The organism is Mesorhizobium sp. SEMIA396 (genome assembly GCF_024518615.1).
Taxonomy (GTDB): domain Bacteria; phylum Pseudomonadota; class Alphaproteobacteria; order Rhizobiales; family Rhizobiaceae; genus Mesorhizobium.
Window position 1 is genome coordinate 1 of record NZ_JANIFC010000004.1, and the last position, 24,904, is coordinate 24,904.

22 protein-coding genes and 4 pseudogenes are annotated in these 24,904 nt (G+C 60.5%); 9 read left to right on the forward strand and 17 right to left on the reverse strand.

Annotated elements, in window-relative coordinates:
- Positions 1-126: 126 nt before the first annotated feature.
- From NP503_RS12145 to NP503_RS12160, 4 genes and pseudogenes are all read left to right on the forward strand, one after another.
- A pseudogene (locus NP503_RS12145) lies at positions 127-339 on the forward strand (aldehyde dehydrogenase family protein); the annotation flags it as partial.
- Between the two features lie 25 nt (positions 340-364).
- A complete protein-coding gene (locus tag NP503_RS12150) occupies positions 365-1,867 on the forward strand; it encodes an aldehyde dehydrogenase family protein (RefSeq protein ID WP_236383216.1) in 1,503 nt (500 codons plus the stop codon).
- 12 nt (positions 1,868-1,879) lie between these two features.
- The gene (locus tag NP503_RS12155; RefSeq protein ID WP_127330553.1) at positions 1,880-2,794 is read left to right on the forward strand and encodes an SMP-30/gluconolactonase/LRE family protein; all 915 of its coding nucleotides are present in this window, start codon (positions 1,880-1,882) and stop codon (positions 2,792-2,794) included.
- Positions 2,795-2,852: 58 nt separating this feature from the next.
- The gene (locus NP503_RS12160) at positions 2,853-3,779 is read left to right on the forward strand and encodes a LysR substrate-binding domain-containing protein (RefSeq protein WP_112619573.1); all 927 of its coding nucleotides are present in this window, start codon (positions 2,853-2,855) and stop codon (positions 3,777-3,779) included.
- Positions 3,780-4,093: 314 nt separating this feature from the next.
- Here NP503_RS12160 and NP503_RS12165 read toward each other — a convergent pair whose 3' ends face one another.
- Together NP503_RS12165 and NP503_RS12170 are read right to left on the reverse strand one after the other, a co-directional pair.
- Positions 4,094-4,351, reverse strand: coding sequence for a hypothetical protein (locus NP503_RS12165; protein WP_236383215.1), 258 nt, complete (start codon positions 4,349-4,351; stop codon positions 4,094-4,096).
- The gene (locus tag NP503_RS12170) at positions 4,348-4,563 is read right to left on the reverse strand and encodes a hypothetical protein (protein WP_127330549.1); all 216 of its coding nucleotides are present in this window, start codon (positions 4,561-4,563) and stop codon (positions 4,348-4,350) included. The genes NP503_RS12165 and NP503_RS12170 overlap by 4 nt, the downstream gene beginning before the upstream one ends.
- 81 nt (positions 4,564-4,644) lie before the next feature.
- Between NP503_RS12170 and NP503_RS12175 the strand changes: the two genes are divergently transcribed.
- From NP503_RS12175 to NP503_RS12185, 3 genes and pseudogenes are all read left to right on the forward strand, one after another.
- Positions 4,645-4,800 (forward strand): hypothetical protein, encoded by a 156-nt coding sequence (locus tag NP503_RS12175; protein ID WP_164762717.1) that lies wholly within the window; start codon positions 4,645-4,647, stop codon positions 4,798-4,800.
- A gap of 78 nt (positions 4,801-4,878) precedes the next feature.
- Positions 4,879-5,262 carry a hypothetical protein gene (locus tag NP503_RS12180; RefSeq protein ID WP_256754972.1) on the forward strand — a complete coding sequence of 128 codons (384 nt, stop codon included), beginning with the start codon at positions 4,879-4,881 and terminating at the stop codon, positions 5,260-5,262.
- A 76-nt stretch (positions 5,263-5,338) separates the two neighbouring features.
- Positions 5,339-5,672, forward strand: a pseudogene (locus NP503_RS12185) (carbohydrate ABC transporter permease); the annotation flags it as partial.
- A gap of 55 nt (positions 5,673-5,727) precedes the next feature.
- Here NP503_RS12185 and dhaL (NP503_RS12190) read toward each other — a convergent pair.
- From dhaL (NP503_RS12190) to NP503_RS12225, 8 genes are all read right to left on the reverse strand, one after another.
- Positions 5,728-6,378: a dihydroxyacetone kinase subunit DhaL gene (gene dhaL, locus NP503_RS12190; protein WP_127330547.1), complete on the reverse strand. Its 651-nt coding sequence runs from the start codon at positions 6,376-6,378 to the stop codon at positions 5,728-5,730.
- 58 nt (positions 6,379-6,436) lie between these two features.
- Complete coding sequence (locus NP503_RS12195; protein ID WP_236383214.1) at positions 6,437-8,533, reverse strand: bifunctional sugar-binding transcriptional regulator/dihydroxyacetone kinase subunit DhaK; 2,097 nt, start codon at positions 8,531-8,533, stop codon at positions 6,437-6,439.
- 268 nt (positions 8,534-8,801) lie between these two features.
- Positions 8,802-9,464, reverse strand: coding sequence for a dihydroxyacetone kinase subunit DhaL (gene dhaL / locus NP503_RS12200; protein ID WP_127330543.1), 663 nt, complete (start codon positions 9,462-9,464; stop codon positions 8,802-8,804).
- Between the two features lie 11 nt (positions 9,465-9,475).
- Complete coding sequence (locus NP503_RS12205) at positions 9,476-10,468, reverse strand: dihydroxyacetone kinase subunit DhaK (RefSeq protein WP_127330541.1); 993 nt, start codon at positions 10,466-10,468, stop codon at positions 9,476-9,478.
- A 22-nt stretch (positions 10,469-10,490) separates the two neighbouring features.
- Positions 10,491-11,261: an SDR family oxidoreductase gene (locus tag NP503_RS12210; protein ID WP_127330539.1), complete on the reverse strand. Its 771-nt coding sequence runs from the start codon at positions 11,259-11,261 to the stop codon at positions 10,491-10,493.
- Positions 11,262-11,321: 60 nt separating this feature from the next.
- Positions 11,322-12,308 carry a substrate-binding domain-containing protein gene (locus NP503_RS12215; RefSeq protein ID WP_127330537.1) on the reverse strand — a complete coding sequence of 329 codons (987 nt, stop codon included), beginning with the start codon at positions 12,306-12,308 and terminating at the stop codon, positions 11,322-11,324.
- 85 nt (positions 12,309-12,393) lie between these two features.
- A complete protein-coding gene (locus NP503_RS12220; RefSeq protein ID WP_127330535.1) occupies positions 12,394-13,398 on the reverse strand; it encodes an ABC transporter permease in 1,005 nt (334 codons plus the stop codon).
- 40 nt (positions 13,399-13,438) lie between these two features.
- On the reverse strand, positions 13,439-14,917 hold the full coding sequence (locus NP503_RS12225) for a sugar ABC transporter ATP-binding protein (RefSeq protein WP_236383213.1): 1,479 nt from the start codon (positions 14,915-14,917) through the stop codon (positions 13,439-13,441).
- Positions 14,918-15,158: 241 nt separating this feature from the next.
- Here NP503_RS12225 and NP503_RS12230 point away from each other — a divergent pair.
- Positions 15,159-15,335, forward strand: a pseudogene (locus NP503_RS12230) (ribose-5-phosphate isomerase); the annotation flags it as partial.
- 2,034 nt (positions 15,336-17,369) lie between these two features.
- On the opposite strand, the gene NP503_RS12235 reads toward NP503_RS12230, so the two are convergent.
- The 6 genes from NP503_RS12235 to NP503_RS12260 form a co-directional block, all read right to left on the reverse strand.
- Positions 17,370-18,680: an HlyD family type I secretion periplasmic adaptor subunit gene (locus tag NP503_RS12235; RefSeq protein ID WP_236383211.1), complete on the reverse strand. Its 1,311-nt coding sequence runs from the start codon at positions 18,678-18,680 to the stop codon at positions 17,370-17,372.
- Positions 18,680-20,425: a type I secretion system permease/ATPase gene (locus NP503_RS12240; protein WP_236383210.1), complete on the reverse strand. Its 1,746-nt coding sequence runs from the start codon at positions 20,423-20,425 to the stop codon at positions 18,680-18,682. Before NP503_RS12240 ends, NP503_RS12235 begins: the two co-directional genes overlap by 1 nt.
- Before the next feature lie 101 nt (positions 20,426-20,526).
- Positions 20,527-21,918 carry a family 16 glycosylhydrolase gene (locus tag NP503_RS12245; protein WP_236383208.1) on the reverse strand — a complete coding sequence of 464 codons (1,392 nt, stop codon included), beginning with the start codon at positions 21,916-21,918 and terminating at the stop codon, positions 20,527-20,529.
- A 591-nt stretch (positions 21,919-22,509) separates the two neighbouring features.
- Complete coding sequence (locus NP503_RS12250; protein ID WP_127396655.1) at positions 22,510-22,773, reverse strand: hypothetical protein; 264 nt, start codon at positions 22,771-22,773, stop codon at positions 22,510-22,512.
- On the reverse strand, positions 22,757-23,020 hold the full coding sequence (locus NP503_RS12255; protein WP_236383204.1) for a hypothetical protein: 264 nt from the start codon (positions 23,018-23,020) through the stop codon (positions 22,757-22,759). Before NP503_RS12255 ends, NP503_RS12250 begins: the two co-directional genes overlap by 17 nt.
- 122 nt (positions 23,021-23,142) lie before the next feature.
- Positions 23,143-23,286 carry a hypothetical protein gene (locus NP503_RS12260; protein ID WP_236383202.1) on the reverse strand — a complete coding sequence of 48 codons (144 nt, stop codon included), beginning with the start codon at positions 23,284-23,286 and terminating at the stop codon, positions 23,143-23,145.
- A gap of 298 nt (positions 23,287-23,584) precedes the next feature.
- On the opposite strand from NP503_RS12260, the gene NP503_RS12265 reads away from it, so the two are divergent.
- On the forward strand, positions 23,585-24,667 hold the full coding sequence (locus NP503_RS12265) for a RelA/SpoT domain-containing protein (protein ID WP_236383200.1): 1,083 nt from the start codon (positions 23,585-23,587) through the stop codon (positions 24,665-24,667).
- A gap of 16 nt (positions 24,668-24,683) precedes the next feature.
- On the opposite strand, the pseudogene NP503_RS12270 reads toward NP503_RS12265, so the two are convergent.
- Positions 24,684-24,880, reverse strand: a pseudogene (locus NP503_RS12270) (IS1595 family transposase); the annotation flags it as partial.
- Between the last annotated feature and the right edge of the window lie 24 nt (positions 24,881-24,904).

Sequence of the window (24,904 nt, forward strand, 5' to 3'; positions counted from 1 at the left end):
ACGCAGCGGTGTGAGACGGGCATTCTTGTGGATGTTCATTCGGACCCTCCGATGGATGCTGAAGCGTGGTAACTCCAGTCTCCTCGGTCCGGTCCGAATGGACAACCTCTCGAAAGCTCACACCTAGGACGTGCAATCCGCTTGCCCGAGCGGCTCGAGGCCGGCAGCGTCTGGGTCAACATGTACCGCGCCACCAGCTATCTCTCGCCTTTCGGCGGCTACAAGCAGTCGGGCATCGGCCGGGAGAACGGCCAGACCGCCATCTACGAATATCTTCAGGAAAAAAGCATCTGGATCGATGCCGGGAATTCCGTTCCCGCGCCTTTCGTCCAGCGCTGATCGAAGAGACCGTTCGGAGGAAGTCATGAACATACGTTTCGATGCCGTGCCACCACTCGATCCCAAGGTGGCGGCGTTCGTCGGCGGCAAGCACGCGATGCTGATCGGCAACGCATGGCTGCCGGCGGCCTCCGGACGGTCGCTCGACGTCATCGACCCCTCGAATGGCCGGGTCATCGCGCAGGTGCCGGCCGGAGATGGCGCCGATGTCGATCTGGCGGTCAGGGCCGCGCGAACGGCGATCGACGGTCCATGGTCGAAAATGGTGCCGGCCGAGCGCGCCAGGCTGATCTGGAAACTCGCCGATCTGATCGATACCAATGTCGATATGCTGGCGACGCTCAATTCCTATGAGAGTGGCAAACCGATCGGCGATTCCCGCAATGGCGAGGTGCCGTTCACGGCCGAGACGCTCCGCTACTATGCGGGGTGGGCCACCAAGATCAATGGCGAGACGATGACGGTCAACGCACCGGGCGACTGGCATGCCTACACCCGCCGCGAGCCGGTCGGCGTCGTCGGCCAGATCATCCCGTGGAACTTCCCGCTCAGCATGCTCGCCTGGAAGGTGGGGCCGGCACTGGCGGCCGGCTGCACCATCGTGCTCAAGCCGGCCGAGCAGACGCCGCTCGGAGCGCTCTACTTTGGCAAGCTGGTTCAGGAAGCCGGCTTTCCGGAAGGTGTGGTCAATATCCTGACCGGCTTTGGCCAAACGGTTGGCGCGGCGATGGCGGCCCATCCCGATATCGACAAGGTGGCTTTCACCGGTTCGACCGAAGTCGGTCGGCTGATCGCTCGCGCCGCGACCGGCAATCTCAAGAAGGTCAGCCTTGAGCTTGGTGGCAAGGCGCCGACCATCGTGCTGGGCGACGCCGATATCGACATGGCGGTGGCCGGCGCCTCGAGCGCGGCATTCTTCAATGCCGGGCAGAGCTGCGGCGCGGGAACGCGTTTCTTCGTTCACAAGAAGATCTACGACAAGGTCATGTCCGGGATCGCGGCGCGCGCCGAAAAGCTGAAGCTCGGCGCCGGGCTTGACCCTGCGACGGAGCTTGGCCCCGTCGTCTCTCAGCAGCAGATGGAACGCATCACCCGACTGATCTCGGAAGGCAGGAGTGACGGCGCCGAGATCGTCACGGGCGGCGGGCGTGCGGGTGACGTCGGCTATTTCGTCAAGCCGACGGTCATTTCCCGGACGCGGCCGGACATGTCGGTGATCCGCGAAGAGATATTCGGACCGGTGGCCTGTGCGATGCCTTTCGACGACGAGGACCTGGACAAACTCGCCAAGGATGCCAACGACACCGAGTATGGCCTTGCCGCATCGATCTGGACCAACAATCTGGGCACCGCGCATCGGCTGGCCGCAAAGATTAAATCCGGCACGGTCTGGGTGAACTGCCACAACTTCAATGACGTCACCATGCCCTTCGGCGGGTTCAAACAATCGGGCTGGGGGCGCGAACTCGGCGAGCAGGCGCTCCAACTCTACACCGAGACCAAGACCGTCGCGATCCGGCTGCCATAGGCGAGGTGGCCGATGTCCTGCTACGAAATGATCGACGCGCGGTTCGGCGACCTGATCGATCCGGTCGCATTCCTCGAAACCATCCATTCGGGAAATCGCTGGGCGGAGGGACCGGTCTATTTCGCCGATCTTCGCTCCCTGATCTGGAGCGATATCCCCAACGACCGCATGCTGCGATGGGACGAGGACACGGGGGCGGTTTCGCTGTTCCGAAGCCATGTCTGCAACCCGAACGGCAGCACACGCGATCGCAACGGAAGGCTGATCACATGCATGCAGGGGGAGCGCCGCGTCGTGCGTACCGAATGGGACGGCTCGATCACCGTGCTGGCCGCCTCTTTCGATGGCAAGCCTTTGAACTCGCCGAACGATGTGGTCGTGAAATCCGACGGCAGCATCTGGTTCACCGATCCTAATTATGGGATCATTTCAGACTATGTCGGGCGCAAGGGCCTACAGGAGCAGGCTGGCTGCCGCGTTTACAGGATCGATCCGCAGTCGGGGATGATCACAGTCGTTGCCGATGATTTCTCCATGCCGAACGGGCTCGCCTTCTCGCCTGACGAGAAGCACCTTTATATTTCGGACTCCGGCTTCCTCACCGACCGCAGCGCTCCACATCACGTCAGGCAGTTTGACGTCGACGGCGACAGATTGGTAAATTCCCGCGTCTTCGCAAACATATCGCCCGGCATTCCAGATGGCTTTCGCGTTGATATCGCGGGTAATCTCTGGATCAGCGCATGGGATGGCGTACAATGCCATACGCCCGAAGGTGAACTCATCGGGAAAATTCAGGTGCCGGAAATGGTTGCGAACCTGGCCTTTGGTGGGCCGCGCAACAATCGGCTGTTCATCACGGCGACAACGTCTGTCTATGCCGTGTTCTTGAATGTCCGAGGCCAGAAGTACCCGTTCGGCATGTGACACGGACGCCGATGGGTCAGCCCGGAGGCTCTGCAGCAGCGGACGGTTGGGGTGAGAGTTGGACACGAAGCAGCTACAGGTATTCATCGCCGTCGGTGCGGCTGGCAGCTTCTCAAAGGCCGCTCTCGACCTCAATGTCACCCAGCCTATGGTCACGCGCCATATTCGCGGGCTTGAGGAGGAGCTCGGCGTTGAGCTGTTTTATCGCAACGGCCGCGGTGTCGTGCTGACCGAGGCGGGCGTGCTTTTGAAGGCTCATGCCGACGAGATCGTCGAGCGGATGCGGCTGGCGCAAAATGCCGTCTCGAACCTCAAATCCTCGCCGAAGGGAAGGTTGGTGCTGGCCGTGCCGCCTTCGGTCGGCACCGTGCTCACGGTGCCGCTGGTCAAGAAGATCAAGAACGAGTTTCCCAATGTCGCGCTGCAAGTCATCGAAGGCTTCAGCGGCCATATCCTGGAATGGCTGATCGCCGGTCGCATCGATGCCGCGGTGCTCTACAATTCGCCGAACCATCCTTCCGTGCTGACCGAACCGCTCGCCGATGACGAACTGTTTCTGATCGGACCGGTCTTGTCCGAGCGCGTGTTGCCGCGCGGGCCAGTCGGCCTCAACATCTTCGCTGAGCTGCCGATGATACTGCCCAGCCGCCCGCACGGGCTGCGGCGGCTCATTGATAATACCCTGGCGGAGCATGGCATCTATCCGCGTGTCGAGATGGAGCTGGAGGCGATGCCTTCAACCTTGCTGCTGGTCGAGGAAGGTACTGGCTATACGGTTCTGCCCTATGCTTCCGTGCATCTCCTTGTCGAGGCTGGCCGCATCGAGGTCTGGCCATTCGACCCGCCGATTACCCGACAGCTGATCCTCGCGACCTCCTCGCAGCGACCAATGTCCTCGAACTTTCGCCCACTCTTCCGCGCGGTACGCACGGAACTGCGAGACATCATTTCCACCCACATCTGGAAACCATTGACGCCATCTTGAAAACCGATGGGCTCGGACTTGCCTGGTGCAGATAGAAGCCTCGGCGGCGACGTTCGGTTATCATTGTTCGTCGATTCGATCGATAAATTCATCCGCCGAAGCGACCGTAGGCGCGGCCAAACAAAGGGCCAATGCGCCCAAGATGAGGGTTTTTATTTCGAATCCCTTAAAAGGAAAAACGCCCTTCGTTGGGTAAACCTTGTTCAACGACTTTCGTTCCGCTGCCATCGTGTCGCGCGCCGGGTCAAGCAGGCTTAAGCGATGCTCGGCGAACGGGGTTGGAATCGCTTCCGCTTCCTCGGCGATCGAGGGACTCAGAGCCCGAGTGTCTGACCCGCTTCGAGGCGAAGGAACGCCGACGAATTCCTGAAAACCGCTTCCTGAAAAGCGTCGACGGCAGAGCCGTGGGTAACATCAACCAGCACGGCGGCCGCACGCTCAACCTTGTCGGCCGCTTCGTCAACCTTGTCGAATCGCATCAGCGTTCGATCATGGAGCATCGACAACCGCGCTGCGTGGTAAAGCACGCTTCGCTTGTGACCGTCCGAGTCCAGTGGTTCGAACAATATCATGGTCTAGACTCCTCAATGGGTGTGATCTTCAGCAGCCGCCGGCGGGCTGCTTGCGCTCGGGCCTGCCCGGCTCTTATGCGGCTGCACAGTGCAAGGCTGATCGCAAGCCCGTGCTTGCCGTCGAGCATCGTCTTCGCCTGATTGAGGGAGAGTTCGGCTCTCTTCGCGCGTTGTCTGGCGACCGCCATTTCCAAATTCAAAAGTTCAACCATTCCTCGGCGTCCTGATTGCCATCCATTCCATTAGCAAACCGTCATTTACCGCTTTGGTTCCGATTCCGGCGAGGGGGAAGCATGACGGACCCGCTCGGCATCCTCGCCGATCATCTGCAGGGCCTCGCCGATCAGGTAGCTGCTGCTCTACAGCTGCGCCGGCAATGCAGGCTGAACGCAACGAACCTGTCGATTTTCAGCCGCTCAGACATTACCCCGACTTCAGCGACGACCTGACGCGGCTCGTTGACCTTGGCCTGCGGGCCTAAGCCATCCCTCCGACATCGCGCTGTGTCATTCGCCCGCGAAAAAGGGGTGAAGTCCGAACGCGCCTGCCGCCACGAAGCGGTCGAGCGAACTGATCGCAATATTGTCCTCCACCGAATGGTCGAGGAACAGCCCTTGCTCCTTGCGGTTCTCTGGCACCATGCCGATGCCGTCGGCTATTGCCTCGAACGGATCCGCAGGACGGCTGGGGCGACCTCCAATGCGGACCGAACCGGCTGTGCGAAGGTCGGCGCCGAACGGCCACCGCATCGGGCCTCGCTCGGCATGGGCTACATGGAATGCGAGGACGGCGTCGACGATACCTGGCTCGCAGCCGCGCCACTTGAGATCGAAGTCGCGTGGAAGCGATACACCGCTATCGCGCAGCTCACGCCTTGGTACGACCCCAAGGGAGAGCGTTTGAGACTGTAATGCCAAGGCTTGGTCTCGGACACAGGTTTGTTGCAACGACTGAATCGGGGCGCAACGGGGTCTGTGGCCGCTGGTCGATGTGCCGGCCGAACTCGACGAGGCAGCGAAAGTCGATGGCGCAAGCTCCTTGCAGGTGATGATGATGATCGTCCGGCCGGTGATCCGCCCGGCTGGTCACAACCTTCATCTCCGCCTGAAACGAATTCCTCTTCGGCCTTATGCTGACAACCAGTCGTGCCGTCCCGATGACGGTCGGCGCGTCCTTCTTCTTCGCCGCAAGCGGCGGTGGCGTAAAATGGGGAACCGCTTCCGCGGTCATGATGCTGGGCGCCTTGCCGCCGGCATTGCTGGGGCTTGTGATGTATCGGCAGATATCGGAATCCATGACCGCTGGAGCGGTCAAAGGCTAACTCGGTGACAGGCCATCGTTCGGCGTGCGCCGCCTGCCACGGCCGCCAGAACCGCCTATCCCTGCGGTTCGCCAAAAGTGTCCTTCATCGCGCGCAGGATGATGACGGCCGAGGCGGCACCCGGATCCATGTGTCCCAGGGATCGCTCGCCCAGCCTGGCGGCCCTGCCGCGCGCAGCGACCATGGATCGTGTCGAATTGGCGCCGGCTTCCGCTGCCTCCAGGATGCTTTTCCACATTTCCATGCTTGAAGCTGCGCGGGCTCGCGCACTGGCGGCGGCTTCCGTTGCAGGAATCCATGCATCCAGCATCGTCTTGTCGCCGCGTTGGCCCTTGCCGCGCTCCATGATGCCGGTCGTCATTGCCTCGACAATTGCCGCCTGGCCTGTGGATGAAAGGCAATCTTCCTGCTTGAGGGCTTGCGCTGCTCTCCGGAACGCTGTCGCATAAAGCGGTCCCGTAGATGCGCCGACCGCATCGAGAAAGGCTGACGCTGCCGCAGTCAAAACCTCCGACGGAAGCGTGTCGTCGAGGTTGAGTTTGGCCAGCTCCGCATTCACTGCCATGAAGCCGAGGGACATGGTGATGCCGTGGTCGGCGTCGCCAATGGCACCGTCCAGATCCGAGAGATGGTCTTTTCCCGCCTCGATGGCGATGGAAATGCGATAGAACATCCGGCTCAGTTGCCGCGCCGCGTTGTCCGCCATCGTGTTCCTCCCAGTTCAAGCAGGATGCAGCCCTTCGTGGGGCGCATGTCTTGTGTTCTCAGCCGACCCTCAGGAAGGCGGTATCGCAAGGATGATGCAACAAGTCCGTCAACTCGGTGTCGAGATGCAAGATCGAGATCGACGCACCGACCATGTCGAGCGACGTGCAATAGTGCCCGACCCAGTTCGCCTCTATCTTGATGTCCTTGGCACTCAGCCGCTGCTCGACGCGTCTGAAGAGAATGTAGAGCTCCATCAGTGGCGTCGCCCCAAATGAATTGATCAGCACCGCGACTCGGTCGCCCGATGCCGGTTTCATCTCCGAAAAGATGCGGTCCATCACCCGATCCGTGATCTCATCGGCGCTCATCATCTTTTCGCGGAGAACACCACGTTCTCCGTGGATGCCCATGCCGATTTCGATATCGTCGGGACCGATTTCGAAATTGTGGCGGCGGGTCTGCGGCAGGGAGCAGGGCTCCAGCGCGACGCCCATAGTGAATGTCCGTGCATTCGCCTTGCGGGTTGCTGCCTCGCAGGCCTCGAGCGACCAGCCGCGGTCGCAGGCGGCTCCGGCGATCTTGAACATGAAGAAGTTGCCGGCAACGCCGCGGCGTCCCTCCCTGTCCTCCAGCGGCGAGGAGGCAATATCGTCCGTCGTCACGACCGTCCGCACCTCGATGCTGTTTTCCGCCGCCATCTCGGCCGCCATTTCGAAATTCATCACGTCGCCGGCGTAATTGCCGTAGACGAAGAGCACGCCTTGGCCGCCCGACGCGGCCTGGGCGCACTGGAAGATCGGACCCGGAGGAGGCGACGAGAAGATGTTGCCGACCGCCACCGCATCGGCGAGGCCCTTGCCGACATAGCCGAGAAAGCAGGGCTCATGCCCGGTGCCGCCGCCGATGACAAGCCCTACCTTGCCTGGCCTCGGCCCGTTTCGGGCGACAAGGGCACGATGGGACCCCTTGATCGGCTTGATGTAGGCGGCGTGGGCTTTCAACGCGCCGTCAAGCATCTCCTCGACAACATCGTCGGGGTCGTTCAGGAATTTCTTGATATGGGTCCGGAAGTTGCTGGGCAGCGCCACGCTGTTGTCGACCTTCGGGCGTTGCGACAGCTTCTGGTCAAGCTCTGTCACGCCATCGGCGTTCAGGATGCCGCGCCCCGTGGCAGCGTCGGTGATAAGCACATTGACGTAGCCGCCGCGCAGCGCGGCGAGGATTGCCGGCACCTTGTCGAAACCGCCGGCAACCGCGATCCGCAGGCCGATGGACTTCAGCATCTGCAGCGATATCCCGATCGTCCGGTCGTCGAGCGGGCCGGCCACCGGATGGCCTTGACCATCGATGAAGCGGCCGGCAACCACGCCCACCGCACCCTTGGCGAGATATTGCTGCAACGAAACCGATTCAAAGAAGCCGCTGGTGTGGATCGTTGAATTTGGCCGTAGCGAAGAGACGCCGAACAGCGCCTTGTTGGCTTTGGAAAGCGCGTCGAACTGGCTTGCAATGAGCGTCTCGCGCAACAGGATGTCGCGCACTTCAGCCGTGGAAACCACCGCAGGCGCTGTGATGTTGATCAGCTTTGCCTTGATCGCGCTGGCGATGGCGGAGGCGCAGAGCTCCGGCGTGTAAGCAAAACTGGCGCTCGTTCCGCCGGTGGCCTGAACGACGGTGACGTCCTGAAGGGCAGGCACCGACGCCTGCTCGCCGATCGCCAGCACCGTTCGTCCCCAGGCAACCGCAAGCGTGTCGCCGGATTTCAAAAGCTTGTTCAGGGCTTGGCCCGCAGCACCGCCAAGGCGATCGATCAGCGGCCGCGCATTGTCGTCGCTCGGCACGACGAGACAGTCATGCAGGCCGAAGTGACGTTTGAGTTCCTGCGCGATCGAGAGTGAACTCAGCCGCGATGGCTCGAGGGAAATGTTGACGATCCCCCTGGCGCGCGCATCAGCCAAATAACTGTTCACCGTCGCCCGCGAAATGCCCATGATGTCGGCGATATCGCCCTGCGTCATGCGATCTTCGTAATAGAGCCAGCAGGCCCAGACATAGGGGTCGTCGCCATAGCGCAACGGAATGGGTTCAGCCGTAGCGTCGGCTCCGGCTCGCACGGTTCCGTTCTTCCGTGCTGATGGTGTCTTGACGGTCATGCTGCCCGGTTTCCCCGAATCCCAAGATCGATCGCCAAGATGAGCGCAAACGGGCGAACTCTCAATCTGGCTCCGATCAGGCACCAGAACCTGCCCCATCCCGATGAGATCTGGATGGGGCTCTGGCTCTGTTTGAGCATGATCTCTGGACAAATGGTTTCCGTTTGTCCGAGAAAACCGAATTCCACTTTTCGGGATCATGCTCTGGCTCGCTCCCGGCTGGAAGGTCAGCCGGGAGCCATTGCTCGGGAGGAGCATACTTCACAATTCAACGACCTGCCGTCGCCGACAGCTGCAGTTTCTGCCTGGCACCAAGCGCCAGGGCCTTCAGGATCAAGGCACAGGATGTGGCGCCGGCATCGAGGACGCCGAGCGAGCGTTCGCCCAGGCGGCTGGCCCGGCCAATCTTCGCCACCAGATCCTTCGTGCCGTCGCGACCCTTTTCGGCCGCGACAACCAGCGCATCCAGGGCTTCCGGGAACGGCTTGCCGTCGGCGTTGGCGCCGTCGAAAGCCTCGATGGCCGGAACGAGGGTATCAAGCAGCGTCTTGTCGCCGACCTTGGCGGATCCGATCGCCTGGACGCCTTCAAGACCGTTGGTTAGCATGGCACTGAAGGTCTTTGCGTCGATGGACGGCGATGTCTCGATGGTTTCGGCGAATTGCGTGAACATGACGCCGTAGAGTGGTCCCATCGAGCCACCGATCTCCGTCATCAACACCGTGCCCAGCGTATCGAGCGCCGTGGCCAGCGACACGTCGTTGCCCCTGATTCGCTCCGCGGCCATGCCGAAGCCCTTGGCCATGTTGACGCCGTGGTCGCCGTCACCGATCTTGCCGTCGATCTCGCTCAGATAGGCCCGATTTTCGATGATCCGATCCGCGATCGAAAGAACGATGTCGCCGGCGGAAGCGTTGTCAAAGTGCTGCATTCGTCTGTCTCCTAGAGCCTTGCGGGACAATCGACGTCCACGTCCAGCAGCCTTTTCAGTTCGGCGTCGAGCGCCATGACCGTGAGCGTGGCTCCGACCATTTCCAGCGAGGTGAAATAGTTGCCGATGTAGGTTCTGTAGATGTTCAATCCGCGCCCGGCGATTTCCTGTTCGATCGTGCCGTTGAGGATGTAGAGTTCGTTGACCGGCGTTGCGCCGAGGCCGGACACCAGGACCGCAACCTCGGTTCCGGCCGCAAGGTCATGATCGTCCAGGACGATCTTGACCATGTCCCGCGCGATCTCGGCCGCGGGCTTCAGCGGCTCGATCCTGACGCCCGGTTCACCGTGATGGCCGATGCCGACTTCCATCGTGCCCGGTTCGATCAGAAAGTTGGGGTGCCCCACGGCGGGCAGCGTACAAGGGCCAAGGCCAACACCAATCGAGCGGCAGTTGTCGATCGCCCTTTGCGCCACTGCCTGCACGTCCGCGAGATCGGCACTTTCCGCGGCCTTGGCGCCGGCGCATTTCCACATGAAGATCTCGCCGGCAACGCCGCGGCGCTTGTGGCGCTCATCCGGTCCCGCCGAGCACACATCGTCGTTGGCAACGACCGTTGCGATCTCGATGCCGTCCTTGGCGGCGAGCTTGATGGCCATTTTCACATTCATGTTGTCGCCGGCATAATTACCGTACAGGCAGACGACACCCTTGCCGCCATTGGCTTCGCGCGCGGCGTCGAAGAAGCTCTTTGCTGTCGGCGACGAAAACAGCTCGCCGACCGCAACCGCGTCCAGCATGTTGCGTCCGGCATAGCCGATGAAGGCAGGCTCGTGGCCGGAGCCGCCGCCGGTGATGACGCCGACCTTGCCGCTGACCGGCGCCTGGCGGGCGACGATGACGCGGGGATTGTCGCCGAGCCTGACGATGTCGGCATGCGCCTTGACGAAGCCCTTGACCGTATCCTCGACGACCTCGTCGGGATTGTTGATAAACCGCTGCATTGTTGCTCCAATCTTGCGCCGGTCAGATTATGGTGTAGCCGCCATCGACCAGCAGGTCGGCGCCGTTGATCATGTCGGCGGCGTTCGATGCCAGAAACACCGCCGCGGCGGCTATTTCTTCGGGGAAGGCAAAGCGGCCGGTCGGAATGCGTTGCTTCAGCGCCTCGCCACGTGGGCCGTCCCAGGCTTTTTTGCCAAGCTCGGTCAGAACCACGGTAGGCGATATCGTATTCACGGTGATGCCATGCTTGCCCCATTCGGCGGCCAGCGTCTTGGACAGGCCGATGACGCCGAATTTCGAGGCGCAATAGGCAACGTGCTGGTCGATCGCGACGGTGCCGGCCTGCGACGCCATGTTGATGATCTTGCCGCCTTTGCCGGCCTTGATCAGGACGCGTCCCGCGGCCTGGGACACAAGGAACGTTCCCTTAAGATTGATGGCGATGGTCTTGTCCCAGGCATCGAGACTGAGCTCCTCGGCGGGAGCAAGCATAACGACGCCGGCGCTGTTGACGACGATGTCTATGTGACCGAAAGCGGCTTGCGCCGCGGCAAACACGGCCTCCACGGATTGCGGATCGGACACATCGCAGACGAAGGACTTCGCGCCGTTGCCGAGTTCGTCGGCCTTCGATCGCGCAACCGATTCATTGATATCGATCACGCCGACCGCAGCCCCTTTCTCGGCAAATGCCGAGGCAATCGCACTGCCGATGCCGGAGGCGCCGCCGGTGACCAGAGCGACCTTGCCGCCAAGTGAAAAGTTGAGATCAACCCGTACTGAATCCGTCATGGTTCTCTTCTCGGCCTGTTGAAAAGTGGGGTGTGCAAGAAAGCACACCCCAGTGCTGCGTTACTTGCGCGTCGCAAGAAGCTTGTCGACGTTTTCCGCCGTCACCGGCGTCCATGGCACATTGTAGATCTTCTCCTTGCCGTCCTTCCACGGCATGTCCTTGTAGGTTGCCCAGATGTCGGACTGTGGTTTGTAGTCGCCCTTCTTGGCATTGAAGATGGCAAGATCGAGCGCGCCTTGTGCCTGGGCGCGCGCGTCCTGAAGGATCGATGTCATCTCGCCGGCCTTGACGGCGTGCAGCGCATCGGTGATGCCGTCGATGCCGGCAATGGCGAAGCTCTTCACGTCCAGGCCTGCGGCCTTGATCGCCTCGATCGCCCCGAGCGCCATTTCGTCGTTCTGGCCGATCACGCCATTGATCTGCTTGGGGTGCGCGGTGAGCCAGTTTTCCATCAGCGTCTGGGCTTCGGCGCGCGACCAGTTTGCTGTCTGATCTTCGAGGATCTTGACATCCGGGCACTCGGCAAGCGCCTTCTTGTTGCCTTCGAGACGAGAGATCTGCGCGGACTGCCCCACTGGTCCTTCGAGGATGACCACATTGCCCTTGCAGCCGATCTTGTCGAGCACGGTCTTGGCTTCCATGTAGCCAGAGATCGTGTCGTCGGATCCGACATAAGAGGCCAGCAGGTCGGAATTGACGCGGGTGTTCGAGCCGACAACCGGGATGCCGGCATCGGCGGCCGACTGCACGGCAGCCGCGCCCGCGTCGACATCGATCGGCGCGAAGATGATCGCATTGTATTTCTGCGTGACCATCGTCTTGAACTGGTCCTGCTGGACCAGGGCATCATAGCGGCCGTCGAAGATCGTCAGCTCGACTTCACCGCTCTTGACGGCCGGATGATCCTGAAGCGCTGCCGCCCAGATCTGCATGAACTCGGCATTCAATCCGTAAGGCGCCGCGCCGATCTTGATCTTCTCCTGCGCCATGGCCGGCGAGGCCAACAACGCGGTCGCGGATGCGAGCGCTATCATCAATCTTTTCATTTCGTACCTCCACCTCAAGTGAGCGACCGACATGGTTCGCCTATCAACGGACACGCGTTGTGCAGGTCCGATCCCGAAAGGGGGCTTAGGCCCCGTAGTTTCTCTTCTGGTCGAGCATCACGGCGCCGACGATGAGGGCGCCCTTGAGCACTTGCTGGTAATAGGATTGGATTCCCATCAGGTCGAGGCCGTTGTTCATGACGCCGATGATCAGCGCGCCAATCAGCGTGCCGGTCACCCGGCCGACCCCTCCCGAAAGGCTGGTTCCTCCGATCACCACCGCCGCGATCGCGTCCAGTTCATAGGCAATGCCGGCCTGCGGCAGCGCGGAGCCGGTGCGGGCGCTGAGCAGCATTCCGGCGAGGCCGGCAAGACCGCCGGAGATGACATAGACGACGAACTGAATGCGGGTCGTGTTGATGCCCGAGGTCCTGGCGGCGTGAGGGTTGCCGCCAACGGCATAGATGTAACGGCCGAAGCGGGTCCGGTTGAGGATCCACCAGGAGACGGCGAACACCACCACCAGAATGATGACCGGTGCGGGCAAGCCAAGGACGTCGCCCGTGCCGATCCAGCGAAAGGCCGGCGTCAGCGCGGGAACAGGTCGGCCGCCGCCATAGATCAGCGTCAGTCCGCGTGCCGCCGACAGCATGCCGAGCGTCGCCACGAAGGCCGGCACGGAAAACCGCGACACAATCACGCCGGAGACGGCGCCGCAGGCAACGCCGACCAGCAGGCCGATGCCGAGGCCGAAGACGACAGGGTAGGGCGCGCCTGCAATCCCGGCGGTGGCGGATGTGGTGACGAAGCTGGCGCTGATGAGGCCGGCAAGCGCGACGATGGAACCGACCGAAAGGTCGATGCCGCGCGTGAGGATCACGAAGGTCATGCCGATGGCGAGGACACCGTTGATAGAGGTCTGCAACAGCACGTTGGAGATGTTGCCGGCGGTCAAAAAGAACTCGTTGGAGACCGACAGCACGGCCGCCAGGATGAGGAACGCAAGGAAGATGCCGTATTCCTGGATCAGCATCCGGCGCTGCTCCGAACCGAGCCAGCCATTCGTATTCTCCTTGTCGCCAACCGACATTACTGACTCCTCTGCTGCCGGACGGGCACCCAGTCCTTGCTCATGTTGAAAGGTGGACGAGTGATTGGGCATCCGTTTCCTCCCGGCTGTAGATGCCGGCGCTTCGGCCGGCGCGCATCACCATGATCCGATCCGACATGCCCAGAACCTCGTCGATTTCCGACGAGATCATGACCACCGTGCCGCCGACAGCGGCGAATTCGCAGATGATTCGATAGATTTCACGCTTGGCGCCGACGTCGACGCCGCGGGTCGGCTCGTCCAGAAGAAGGACCTTCGGATTTCGAAGGAACCATTTGCCCAGCACCACCTTCTGCTGGTTGCCGCCTGAAAGGCCGGAAACCGGCATCGTGTCGCGCGCCGCCTTGATCTGAAACCGCTCCTGCATCTGCTGGCTTGCCTGCGCCTCCCGGGCGCGATCCATGGCAAAGGCAGGGCTCATTTCCGGCAGGCTCGCCATGCAAATGTTGGCACGAACGGAGGCGCTCGGATTGAGGCCGGTCAGCTTGCGGTCCTCGGTGACTAGTGCCAGCCCATGCGCCATGGCATCCGATGGCTTCGAAACGGCTATCTTCACTCCGTCGACCGAGACGCTTCCCGCCGAAGGCTTGTCGAGCCCGAACAGACAATTGAAGATCTCCGTCCGTCCGGCGCCCATCAGGCCGTAGATGCCGAAGATCTCGCCCTTGCGCACGGAGAAGGAGATATCCTCGATTTTGTTGGGGCAACTCAGCCCGGCAACTTCGAGGCCGGTTTCCAAGGTGGGTGTGTTGGTCTTGATGTATTCTTCCGACAGCTCGCGGCCGACGATCATGCGAATGAGACCGGGTCGGTCGATGTCGGCCAGCGTCCCGCTGCCGACATAGGCCCCGTCGCGAAAGACCGTGTAGGAATCGGCGATCTGGAAGATCTCCGACAGCCGGTGGGAAACATAGACGATGCCGCGGCCCTGGGCCTGCAGGCGGCGGATCGCCGCAAACAGATGCTGCGCCTCGCGCTCGCCGATCGCCGAGGTCGGCTCATCCATGAAGATGACCTCGGCATCGTGGCTGAGCGCCTTGGCAATCTCGACGAGCTGCATCTGCGCGACCGAGAGGGTCATCATGTATTGCGTGGCTCGGATATCGAATTCGAGATCGTCCAGCAGCTTCTGCGCGGACCGGTTCATCGCGCGGAAATCGATGCCGCCGAACCGCGCCGAAGGCTCGCGGCCGAGATAGATGTTCTCCGCAACCGACATGTGAGGGACGGGGCTGAGTTCCTGCTCGATAATGGCAATGCCCGAGGCCAATGCGTCGGCCGGGCCTGCGAATTCCACGTCCTTGCCGCGGCGGCGGATCGAGCCGGCATCGCGCTTGAGGATACCCATCAGGGTCTTGAGAAAGGTCGACTTGCCCGCGCCGTTGCCGCCGCAGAGTGCATGGACGGTGCCGGCGCGAAGTTGAAGGCGGCCCTCGCGCAGGGCTGCGACGCCACCGAAGGACTTCTTCAGCCCTTCCACCTCGAGCAAAAATTGCAATTTCTCTCTCCCATGGACGCCCGGCACCCTCCCTTGGCGCGAGCGGATCGACACGACTGGTCTTCGTTCCTCGATGTCGATTTTTACAATAGTCGATTAGAGATCGACAAATGTCAAGCAGTGGGAGGATATACGAAAGCTCACCATTGGCCGAAATGTCTGGTGAGCACGCCCCGAGCAAGGTCCCCAACGCCGTTGAGGGCGTTGAACGGACGAACAGCAAAAACGGAAGGAAGGACCAATGAAGATTGCAGTCGGCGCCGACAGCGCAGGAAAGCCGCTTCTGGATGTGATTGCGGCACATATGGCCGGCAAGGCCGGCGTCACGGTAACGGATCTTAGCCAGCCTGGCTTTTACGCCGACATCTCGCAGAGGCTTGCTCAACGGGTTGTTGATGGCGAATTCGAGCGCGGTTTGCGGCCGTCAGTCTAGCGCGCTTCCCGACGATTGCCGAAGTGTCCACTGCTTCATCTCTATCCGTTTCTCAAGTTGTAAGTACGCTGGTCGTTAAAGCTGGCATCCCGAAGCGTTTGGTTCTGGATGCGGTTCGCGAGTCTCCTGGGGAAGGTCTGTTTGTCAGGGAACCGTCTTCTAGGATTTCGATCACCTACGACGCAGGGCATTAGACACGAGGCGCTATTCGGATTCGCACATCGAGCTTTACCGATAGGACCGAAGAACGAAGTCTTGAATAAGGTCACCCGCTCGGGGCGGTGTCCCCCTGAAGATCCTGAGGGGAATGCATCCTGAGACCGTGGCCGCCACCATCGATCGGATCATCCGGCCCTGTCCGCTTGGGGCCAAATGGCGCAAGTTGTGTGGCGTGAAATGGCCCGCTGACGGTACTTTTCGAAGCGGAGTAGGGCGCTCCGTTAGGCGCGGCAAAGTGCAAAAAACGTCCGATTGACGTCGATAGTTGGTGAAACCTCAAAATATTTTCTGCGGCGATTTCCCCTTCAAAATCAAAAGCGTAACTTTTTGACGGTCTCATGTCGGAGTTTGCACGGCGCTGAAAAATATTTGACAGTGATTTCAATGGCTTATACGCTGTTTGAACAATCGAGTGGGAGTAGGGAAGCTACGGCGATAAAGTCATTCGGCGGACTAGCCGACCTCCGTTTGCGACCACGCAGGTGACGCACGCAACAGACCTCACCCCCGCTCCGCGAACTGCGCCCGCGAGCGCGGCCTTATACGCCTCATCGAGGTTGGAGTGCCCGAGCAGCGGCAGCCTTATCGGCCGCGTGAAGACCTTCAAGCGCCAGGACAAACTACGCCATGCGACCTTGCGAGCTATCCGAGAGGCGAAGCCACGGGCCCTCGACGCGACGACGCATCCACTCAACACTGCACATCTCGGAGGCGACCGAGGCGAGGGTGGCCGACGCCTGTGGCGGGTTTGTTGGGACGTTAGGCGCCGGCCGGGCGGGCGGGGGTGGGCCGCCGCAAGCACAAGCTAATATATGACCGGCTTTAATGCCTATGGTGTGATCGCGGAATCGCTTGACGGGCAGTCTAGGCCATCGGGACTAATTGCTGCGCTTTCATTCTGCCAGTAGCTTGTAGGTCTGGTCATTTAGCCACCTTTGTGCCCAGATTGGTCGGCATGCTCACCGTCACCGGTGCTTGGTAGTTGATCGTGCCGACCTCCCTTTTTGCTACGTGGAATCGATGCCCCTGTGGCAACCGAAGAAATTGGCGAACGCGCCGCATTGAAGCTAGTCCGAGCGCTGGCGAAGGCCATTATTGAGACCGTGGAGCGTTTGACGCGAAAATAGTTGTGCCGGATAATAACGGGCGATTGTACGTTTCCGACAATCCACAATCCGGAACTATTAGTCACAGTCACAGTACCGCAGTATAGCGGCCGATTCCGCGAGGCTTTTAGCGGCTTCAAGGCCCTCTATCGTCCCTTGATGGTGGGCTATTTCTTAGCAGACCAAAGTCTTATTCTTGAAATCCAATGTCTGATACATGCATTTCACTCCCTTTGCGTTCATTGGATGTTCTATTAGTTTAGAGAATACTTATATAACATTCGGCGACAGACGAAATAGGCCCGCCACTGAGGACACAACTACAGCGGCGGGCCTTGCTTTTGAGGCTTGGCCGGGGTTGGAAGCCAAGCTGCAAACCCAACTTCGATTCAGAAACAGGTTCCAGCCTTATGAAAAGATTTAACGCTTGCCGGCTTTGCAGGTAGGCTCGCCGCTGAGGTCACAGCGACGGGCCCTGCACCAGAGCTTGGACTTGAGGGAGGGAGTGTTCTCACACCATGCAAATCCGAACTTCGCTTGCGGATGCATGTTCCTCACGTCGGTTCGAAAAGGGATTGTCGCGGTCATCGATTTCGGTTGTGACACCCGAGCCCGCCGGCAGCATCACGCAGGCGGCAGGCCCAATGAAGAGCTCGAGACGGGGAGCGGCCGGTCGCTGCAGCCCGGGCGCGTTTCACTCCTCCCGGAATGCTCGCTGGATCTGATCGGCCAAGGGCTTGACGAGATAGGACAGCATCGTGCGGCTGCTGGTCGAGAAGAACACCTCGACCGGCATGCCGGGCGCCAGGGTCAGTCTTTTGAGTCTGGCAAGTTCCGTGCGCGGCAAAACGATATGCACGGTGTAATAACCGGTGCCGGTGCGCTCGTCGGTGCTGAGATCGGCGGAGATCTTGCTGACGGTTCCGTTGAGTTCAGGCGTTGTGCGCTGATTGAAGGCCGAAAGCCGCAGCGTCGCCTCCTGCCCCTGTTTCATCTGATCGATGTCCTGTGGGGCGACACGGGCTTCGACGGTCAGTTGGTCCGCGACCGGCACGATGAGCATGACCGGTTCGCCCGCAGTGATGACACCCCCAATCGTATGTACGGCAAGCTGGAGGACGACGCCGGCCTGCGGGCTGCGAATGTCGATGCGCTTGAGCTGGTCCTCGGCCGATACCTTGCGTTCGACGAGTTCCGAGAGTTTTGCCTGGACCTCACGCAGTTCGGTGGCGACTTCGCTGCGCAGATCCTGATCGATCTGGATGATTTGCAGGCGGATTTCCGACGTGCGGCCTTTCGACTGCGCTATCGCGGCGGTCAGCTGCCCATGTTCAGCCTCCAGCCGCACGGCCTCGCGCTCGAGAGCGGTGATGCGATCGATCGAGACCAGCTTGCGCTGCCATAGTGTGCGCATACCCGCGAGCTCGGTTCCGATCAGCTTGATTTCCTGGCTCTTGGCGTCCTTTTGCTCGGTCAGGCCGGAGACTTCTTCGGCGAGCTGGGAGATACGTTCCGCCAACTGCGCCTTCTGGCCAGCGCGCGCCTGCCGGCGGAACTCGAAGAGCGACTGCTCTCCGGCCATTGTGCCGCTGGCATCCGGATCGTCCCGCCGAGACATCAGCGACGGCGGAAAACCGATGGCGTCCGCACCGTCGCGCTCGGCTTTGAGACGTGCCAGGCGGGCATCGAGTTCATCCGCGCTCTTGGTGACAATGGCCAGATTGGCGCGGGTGACGGTTTCATCGAGATGAATCAAAACCTGTCCCGCTTGCACGGCATCGCCTTCGCGCACGAAGATCTGGCCGACCACGCCGCCGGTTGGATGCTGCACCTTTTTGACGCTGGAATCGACAACCAGCTTTCCCGAGGCAATGACTGCGCCGGAGAGGTCGGTCACCGCTGCAAGGCTGCCCGCTCCACCGACCAGAAGGATGGAGGTCGCAACGCCGCCGAGCAGATAACGTCGAATGGTCCGGTCGATCACCGATGTCGCTCTCTCCGCCATCAGAGCGCCGCCTCTTCAGGACTTGAGACAACTTTTAACGGAACACTGATGGGGCGGGTCACCTTGGTCATGATCTCATTCTTCGGGCCAAAGGCCTGAATACTGCCGTTCGTCATGACAAGGATCTGGTCAAGGCTTTGCAATGCACTCGGGCGATGCGCCACCACGATGGCCATGCCGCCTCTGTCGCGCACGCCCTGGATCGCCGCCGTCAAGGCGGCTTCGCCGTCGGCATCGAGATTGGAATTCGGCTCGTCGAGTATGACAAGAAACGGATCGCCATAGAGAGCACGCGCCAAGGCGACCCTCTGTCGCTGGCCCGCCGAAAGCGCCGCCCCGGCCTCGCCGATACGCGTTTCATAACCGTCAGGCAGGTGAACCACCAGATCATGAACACCGGCGGCGCGCGCGGCGGCCAGTATTTTGTCCGAGGGGGGCTGGGGTTCGAAGCGAGCTATGTTCTCGGCAATGGTGCCATCGAACAACTCGACATCCTGCGGCAGATAACCGACATGCTTGCCGAGTTCTTCCGACGACCACTGGTCGAGCGTCGCACCGTCGAGCCTGACGGTACCGCGCACTGGCAGCCAGACGCCGGCGATCGCTCTGACGAGCGAGGATTTTCCCGAAGCGCTCGGACCGATGATGCCGAGGCCGGCGCCCTTCTGCAGCACGAAGCCCGCATCCTGAACGACAAGGCGACGCTCGCCCGGCGGCGCCACACTGATGCCCTCTACCGAGAGGCGAAACGACGGTGGCGGAAGCGAGACACTTGTTGCTGCCTCGGGCAGCAGCCCCAGAAGCTGAGTCAGGCGCGCCCAGGCCTGTCGGGCGCTGACGAAGCTCTTCCAATGCGCGATCGCGAGTTCGATCGGCGCCAGCGCCCGGCTCATCATGATCGAACTGGCGATCATGATGCCGCCCGTCGCCTCCTGATGGATGACGAGCCAGGCGCCGATCGCCAGGATGCCGGATTGAAGCATCATGCGCACGACTTTCGATGTCGTTCCGAGCGTCCCCGCCAAATCGCTCGCCTTGGCATTGGTGCTGAGATAGTCGGCGTTGATGCCTGACCAGCGCTCGGCGATGCGTGGGCCAAAACCCATTGCCTGAAGCACCTCGACATTGCGGCGCGTCGCCTCCGCCAGCGTGTTGCGCGCAGCGGCCTGCGTGTTGGCACGTTTCGCGGGCTGCCTGGTGCGCACCTCCGCAAGCAAGGTCAGGCCAAACAGGATGACGGCGCCGAGCAGCGCAGTCATGCCGATCCAGAAATGGAACAGGAAACAGATTGCGAGGTAAAGCGGCATCCAAGGCAGGTCGAACAGCGCGGTCGGCCCAGCGCTCGACAGGAACGACCGGACCTGATCGAGGTCCCGCAATGATTGCAAGCCATCGCCGGTGAGCTTCGTGCGCAACGGCAGACGCATCAGTGCGATGTACACCTGCCCGCTGAGCCGCGCATCGAGCGCCATGCCGATACGCACCAGCAGCCGCGATCGGATCAGTTCGAGGACGCCCTGAAAGACGAACAGCGTGCCCGCAAACACGCAAAGGCCGACCAACGTCGGCACGCTGCGGCCGGGAATGACGCGATCGTAGACCTGCAGCATGAAGAACGAGCCGGTCAGCGCCAGGACGTTGACGACCCCGCTCATCAAGGCGATGCCGGCGAATGCCCGGCGAAAGGAAGCGAATATCGCCGTGAGCGTCGTTCGCGGCGGCTCAGATGGATGGATGTGAGACATCTTCCTTCACCTCGGGTCCAGCGCGGGCGCAAGCGGCAATGAACGCGTCCAAGACCGGTTGGCGAAGGGTGTCGGTTTCACTCCATCTTCCAGCATGGCACCTAGATGAACCAATCATTCAGCGCGTAGGCATGGACATAGTCGACGTGCATTTCAGAAGGGGTGGCAAGCCCGTCGGCGGGCGCTCCCGCCATGCCGCCGACAGCCTGGTTGACCAGCATATACATTGGCTTGTGCATGTCGGCAGGCGTTGGTGCGCGGGCAACTTCGACATCGTCGAAATACCAGACCAGCTCGCTCGGGGTCCAAAGCACCCCATATTTGTGGAACCCTTCGGTATCCGCTGCATATACGGTCGATGTCACTTTCGTATGCGACCCCGTCGCGTTCGAGTGGCTGGTCAGGGTGAGCTTGTTGGGATCCTGGCCGACCATCTCCACTGCGTCCAGTTCCGGCGGCCAGGAGCCATCCGCCGGAAGAAGCCAGAAGGCCGGCCATGCACCCTGCTTTTCGGGCATGTCAGCTCGAATTTCGAAATAGCCGTAGGTCTGTGCGAAGGAATGGTAGGTCGTCAACAGACCTGACGTGTAATCATAGTTGTTTATGTAGGGCTTGATCGCGTCGGGAGCCCGGGCGGCCGTAATGGTGAGAACACCGTCCTGGACGCTGAACGGGTTGACCGAACTCGTGGGGGCGTAGCTGGTGTCGATATACCACTGAAGCTCGCTGTTGGTGGTGAGCGAGCTGCCGTTCGGAGCACCCCACCAGAAGTTCGTGTCCCAGGTCCCGCTAGAACCGCTGTGCAGGTTCAAAGTATTGAACTCGTCCGAGAAGGTGAGCGTCAGATGCGACTTGTCCAGGGCGAGATCGAACTGGTTGGCGCTGAACTGGTCGATGGTCTTGTTGGCGAAGACGAGAAACTCGGTTGGCGACAGGGTGAGTCGGACGTTCGATCCCGACTGCACCATGTTGGCGTGCACCTGGTCGAAGGAGGTGAAGCCGTAGCCTCCGACGCGCACGGTGTCGTCGGCGCCGAAGTCGAGAATGAGGTCGCTGCCATTGCCCGGTTTGACGACAAAAATGTCAGCGCCGGAGCCACCCTTGAGAACATCGTCGCCTTTCAAGCCGTCGAGCGTCTGCTGGCCGGAACCGCCGACGATGATATTGTTCAGAGCGTTTCCGAAGGCATATTGTTTATCGCCCGTGACCGTCAGATTCTCAAAATTCGCCGGCAGCCTGTAGCTCATCCAGGTCGAGATCGTATCGATGCCCTCGTTGGGCAGCTCCACCGCTTTGTTTTTCGCGGAGTACAGGTAGTAAATATCGTCGCCCTTGCCGCCATACATCGTGACGCTGACGCTGCCGTCGCCATACAGCGAATCGTTATAGATGCTGCCGTAGAGGGCCGGGCCCGAATTCGTTGCCGAGTACCACTTTGCGGAGGACCCACTATAGGGGAGCGGAACACCCTTGGCGTTGGTTACGGTGGCCATTTTACTCACAGCTCCGTTGGTTTGTTCCAAGCCCTAACACGATGGAAGGCAAAAGGAGCCGATACGTTTTGTCTTCCGACTTCGGAGGGTTACCAAAGAGTAAATGCGGAGGGGCCGGACGCGTCCGTCAGGCAGTCGGTGGGGAACTTGAGACTGTTTTCGACGGCGCACTCAAACCACAATTAAGGCGTCCGAAAGGGCGGCGAACTTGCGCCAGCAACGTCAGCGTTAGCGGGCCGCCGGCGATGGGGGCCGCTCCGGGTGACGGTTGCACCACCGTCTCGCAGAAGTCTATTTGGGGCGGAATAATGCGGACCACGCGAAGCTGCGCCGGAACCCGGTCGAGCGTCTCGATGACGTAGGCGGTCGCGCCGCAGTCAGTTCCCTTCGGTTTCCTCTCGGGCCACCAAAGGCCGACGCGAATTGACATCGGTATTCACTATGATGCCGCATTCGCGGCCGCTGCCTCGAATGCGGGAAAGACCAACTGGACCGCTCGCCGATCCAGATAATGCAGAAAGCTACATTGAGACGCCCCAAGCGGGCGCAGGCGGCCCTAGCTGCCGAAACACTGGCGTCATCCCTTGCAGTTCAGAGCCCAAGGGTCTGGCCTGTTTCCATCTGAAGGAAATCTGCCGACGAATTCCGGAACACCGCGTCTTGGAACGCATCGACGGCAGAGCCGTGGGTGACATCGACCAGCACGGCCGCTGCGGCTTCAACCTTGTCGGCCGCTTCGTCAACCTTGTTGAAACGCATCAGCATTCGATCGTGGAGCATCGACAACCGCGTGGCGTGATAAAGCACGCTGCGCTTGTGGTAATCCGAGTCCAGCGGCTCAAACAGTATTGTCATGACGGCAACTCCTCGCCATTTCATGTCCATTCGGGGTGATTTGGAGGCCTCCCACGTATAGATATTGGTCTGGCGCTCCCGGGGCCTCCGTCACGCGCTTTTGAGCTGCCCGGATCCTGCAGCACAGGGCGATATTCACCACGCCATTTTTCCTGTCCGTTTCTTCCTTTGCGCGCTTCAACGATTTCTCGGCACGTTTGACGCGCAACCTTGAACTGCCAAGTTCGAGATCAAGAATTTCAGCCATCGTTCCGCTTCCTATGCGGTTGCGGTCCCTCGGCTGATAATTACGGCTGTTCTGTTTGGTTCCGGCCAATCGCGACCCGGCTCCAGATTTTACAGGAGCCAGGCCGATCTGGCCCTGCCGATTTAAATCTCTCCGGCAATGGGCTTGAGCGCATCTTCTGTCGCAGGCTCCAGCGGGACGCCGGCGACGTTCTGGAGCATCAAAGCGGCGCGCCGAGATCTGAAATCCGCCTCGGTCGAGGTCTTGCCGGAGATTGCCAGTGACATAGTTCTCCTGCGCCAAATGGCCGACCTTGTGGTCGTGTGCGGTGGCGATGGTTCGGTGTCGGCGGCGGCGATGGCTGTAGTGGAAAGCCGCCTGAGCATGGCGGCATGTACGTCCGCGTCATGTCCAGGGGCGCGATCTAGGCAGATACGGCCGAGACGGTATCTCGCTCGCGGAGATCCGATGTCGCGCGCTATGGTACTTAGCTTACCCAAACGGATATGACTCTTGGGATCTGATTCCCCTGCGATAGTCCCGCCAGTCCAGAATGAGGCGGGCTACCATGACTTCTTGGCTCCAATGACTGAGTACCCGCGCCTTGCCTACAGCATGAAAGCCGTTCGCAAGGCAGGCGACCGGCTGGCAAAACCTATTCAGTTCGGACGAGACATCACTGTCGGCCAGTATGTGGACGCACTCGAAATCTTCTCAATCGCCAATAGCTGGCGCGACTCGCACTTTCTGCCGATGCGCAGCGTTCGGTTCTCTGTCCGTCATCACATAAGAGCCCTGCGACTGGAGGGCGACATGGCATCCCGGCCAAAGCGCATGGCATCCATTCGTCGGAAGCTTCGAGAGTCCACCACCAATTTGGACACCATGAACGACATCGGCGGTTGCCGGGCGATCATGGCCGATATCAAAGGTGTTCGCTCGCTTCTCGCATCGATGCGAGACAAGTTCCCCCATGAGATCCACTCTAGGGAGTTTAACTATATCGATGAGCCGAAGCCGGACGGGTATCGAAGTCACCATATTGTTTTCAAATACCGATCCCGAGATGCCGACACCGAGGCTTTCGACGGACGACGCATCGAGTTGCAAGTTCGTACCAAGCTTCAGCACTCATGGGCAACTGCGGTTGAGGCTGTCGGGCTATTCCGGGGCCAGGATTTGAAGCACGGAGAGGGCGACCAAGATTGGCTTCGCCTTTTCCAGCTTATGTCGGCGGAATTCGCGCACGTTGAGCAGTGCCCCGTTCATGTAAGTGTTCCGGATCACAATGACCGGGTTCGAGAATTGCGGGATCTCAACAAGCGTATAGATGCGATCGGCATACTAAAAAAAATCAAGAATACTACTCGATTCCCAGAAAATTTTATACGGCAAGCGGAAAAAACGCGATACTATTTGCTTCAATATGGGAAAGATCATAAACTGACTGTCGATCATTTCAGGGTAATTACATCAGGCGCACGAAAATTGAAAGAGATCGAGCAAAAAATCGAGCTAAGGGGCAGTGAGGTGAAGGCTGTCTTGGTCGAGGTGGATAAGAAAGAAAAGCTTGCTGAAATGTACCCGAACTACTTCGGAGACGTTTACTTATTTGCTCGTAATCTGAAATCCATCTGCTCGGGAAAAGCGGCTACCGAATACAGTTAGCCTGCACTGGGTCGGCTTAAGCGGCGTCGCTCCGTATGCAGTAACCCGAGCGTTTGCCGACGATACCATCAAGGCTGCGACCGGCCCACGCATCGTCGTTCATGCCAGGGGCTGCGCGTGAATTATGGCGGAAGTCATATTCGGAGAGGTAGCGGTGCAGATGCTTTCTGCGCAGGGCTGATAGGTGCCACGCATGCCACGCTTGAATATGCTGATGCGCCGGGTATTTTGGCAGTG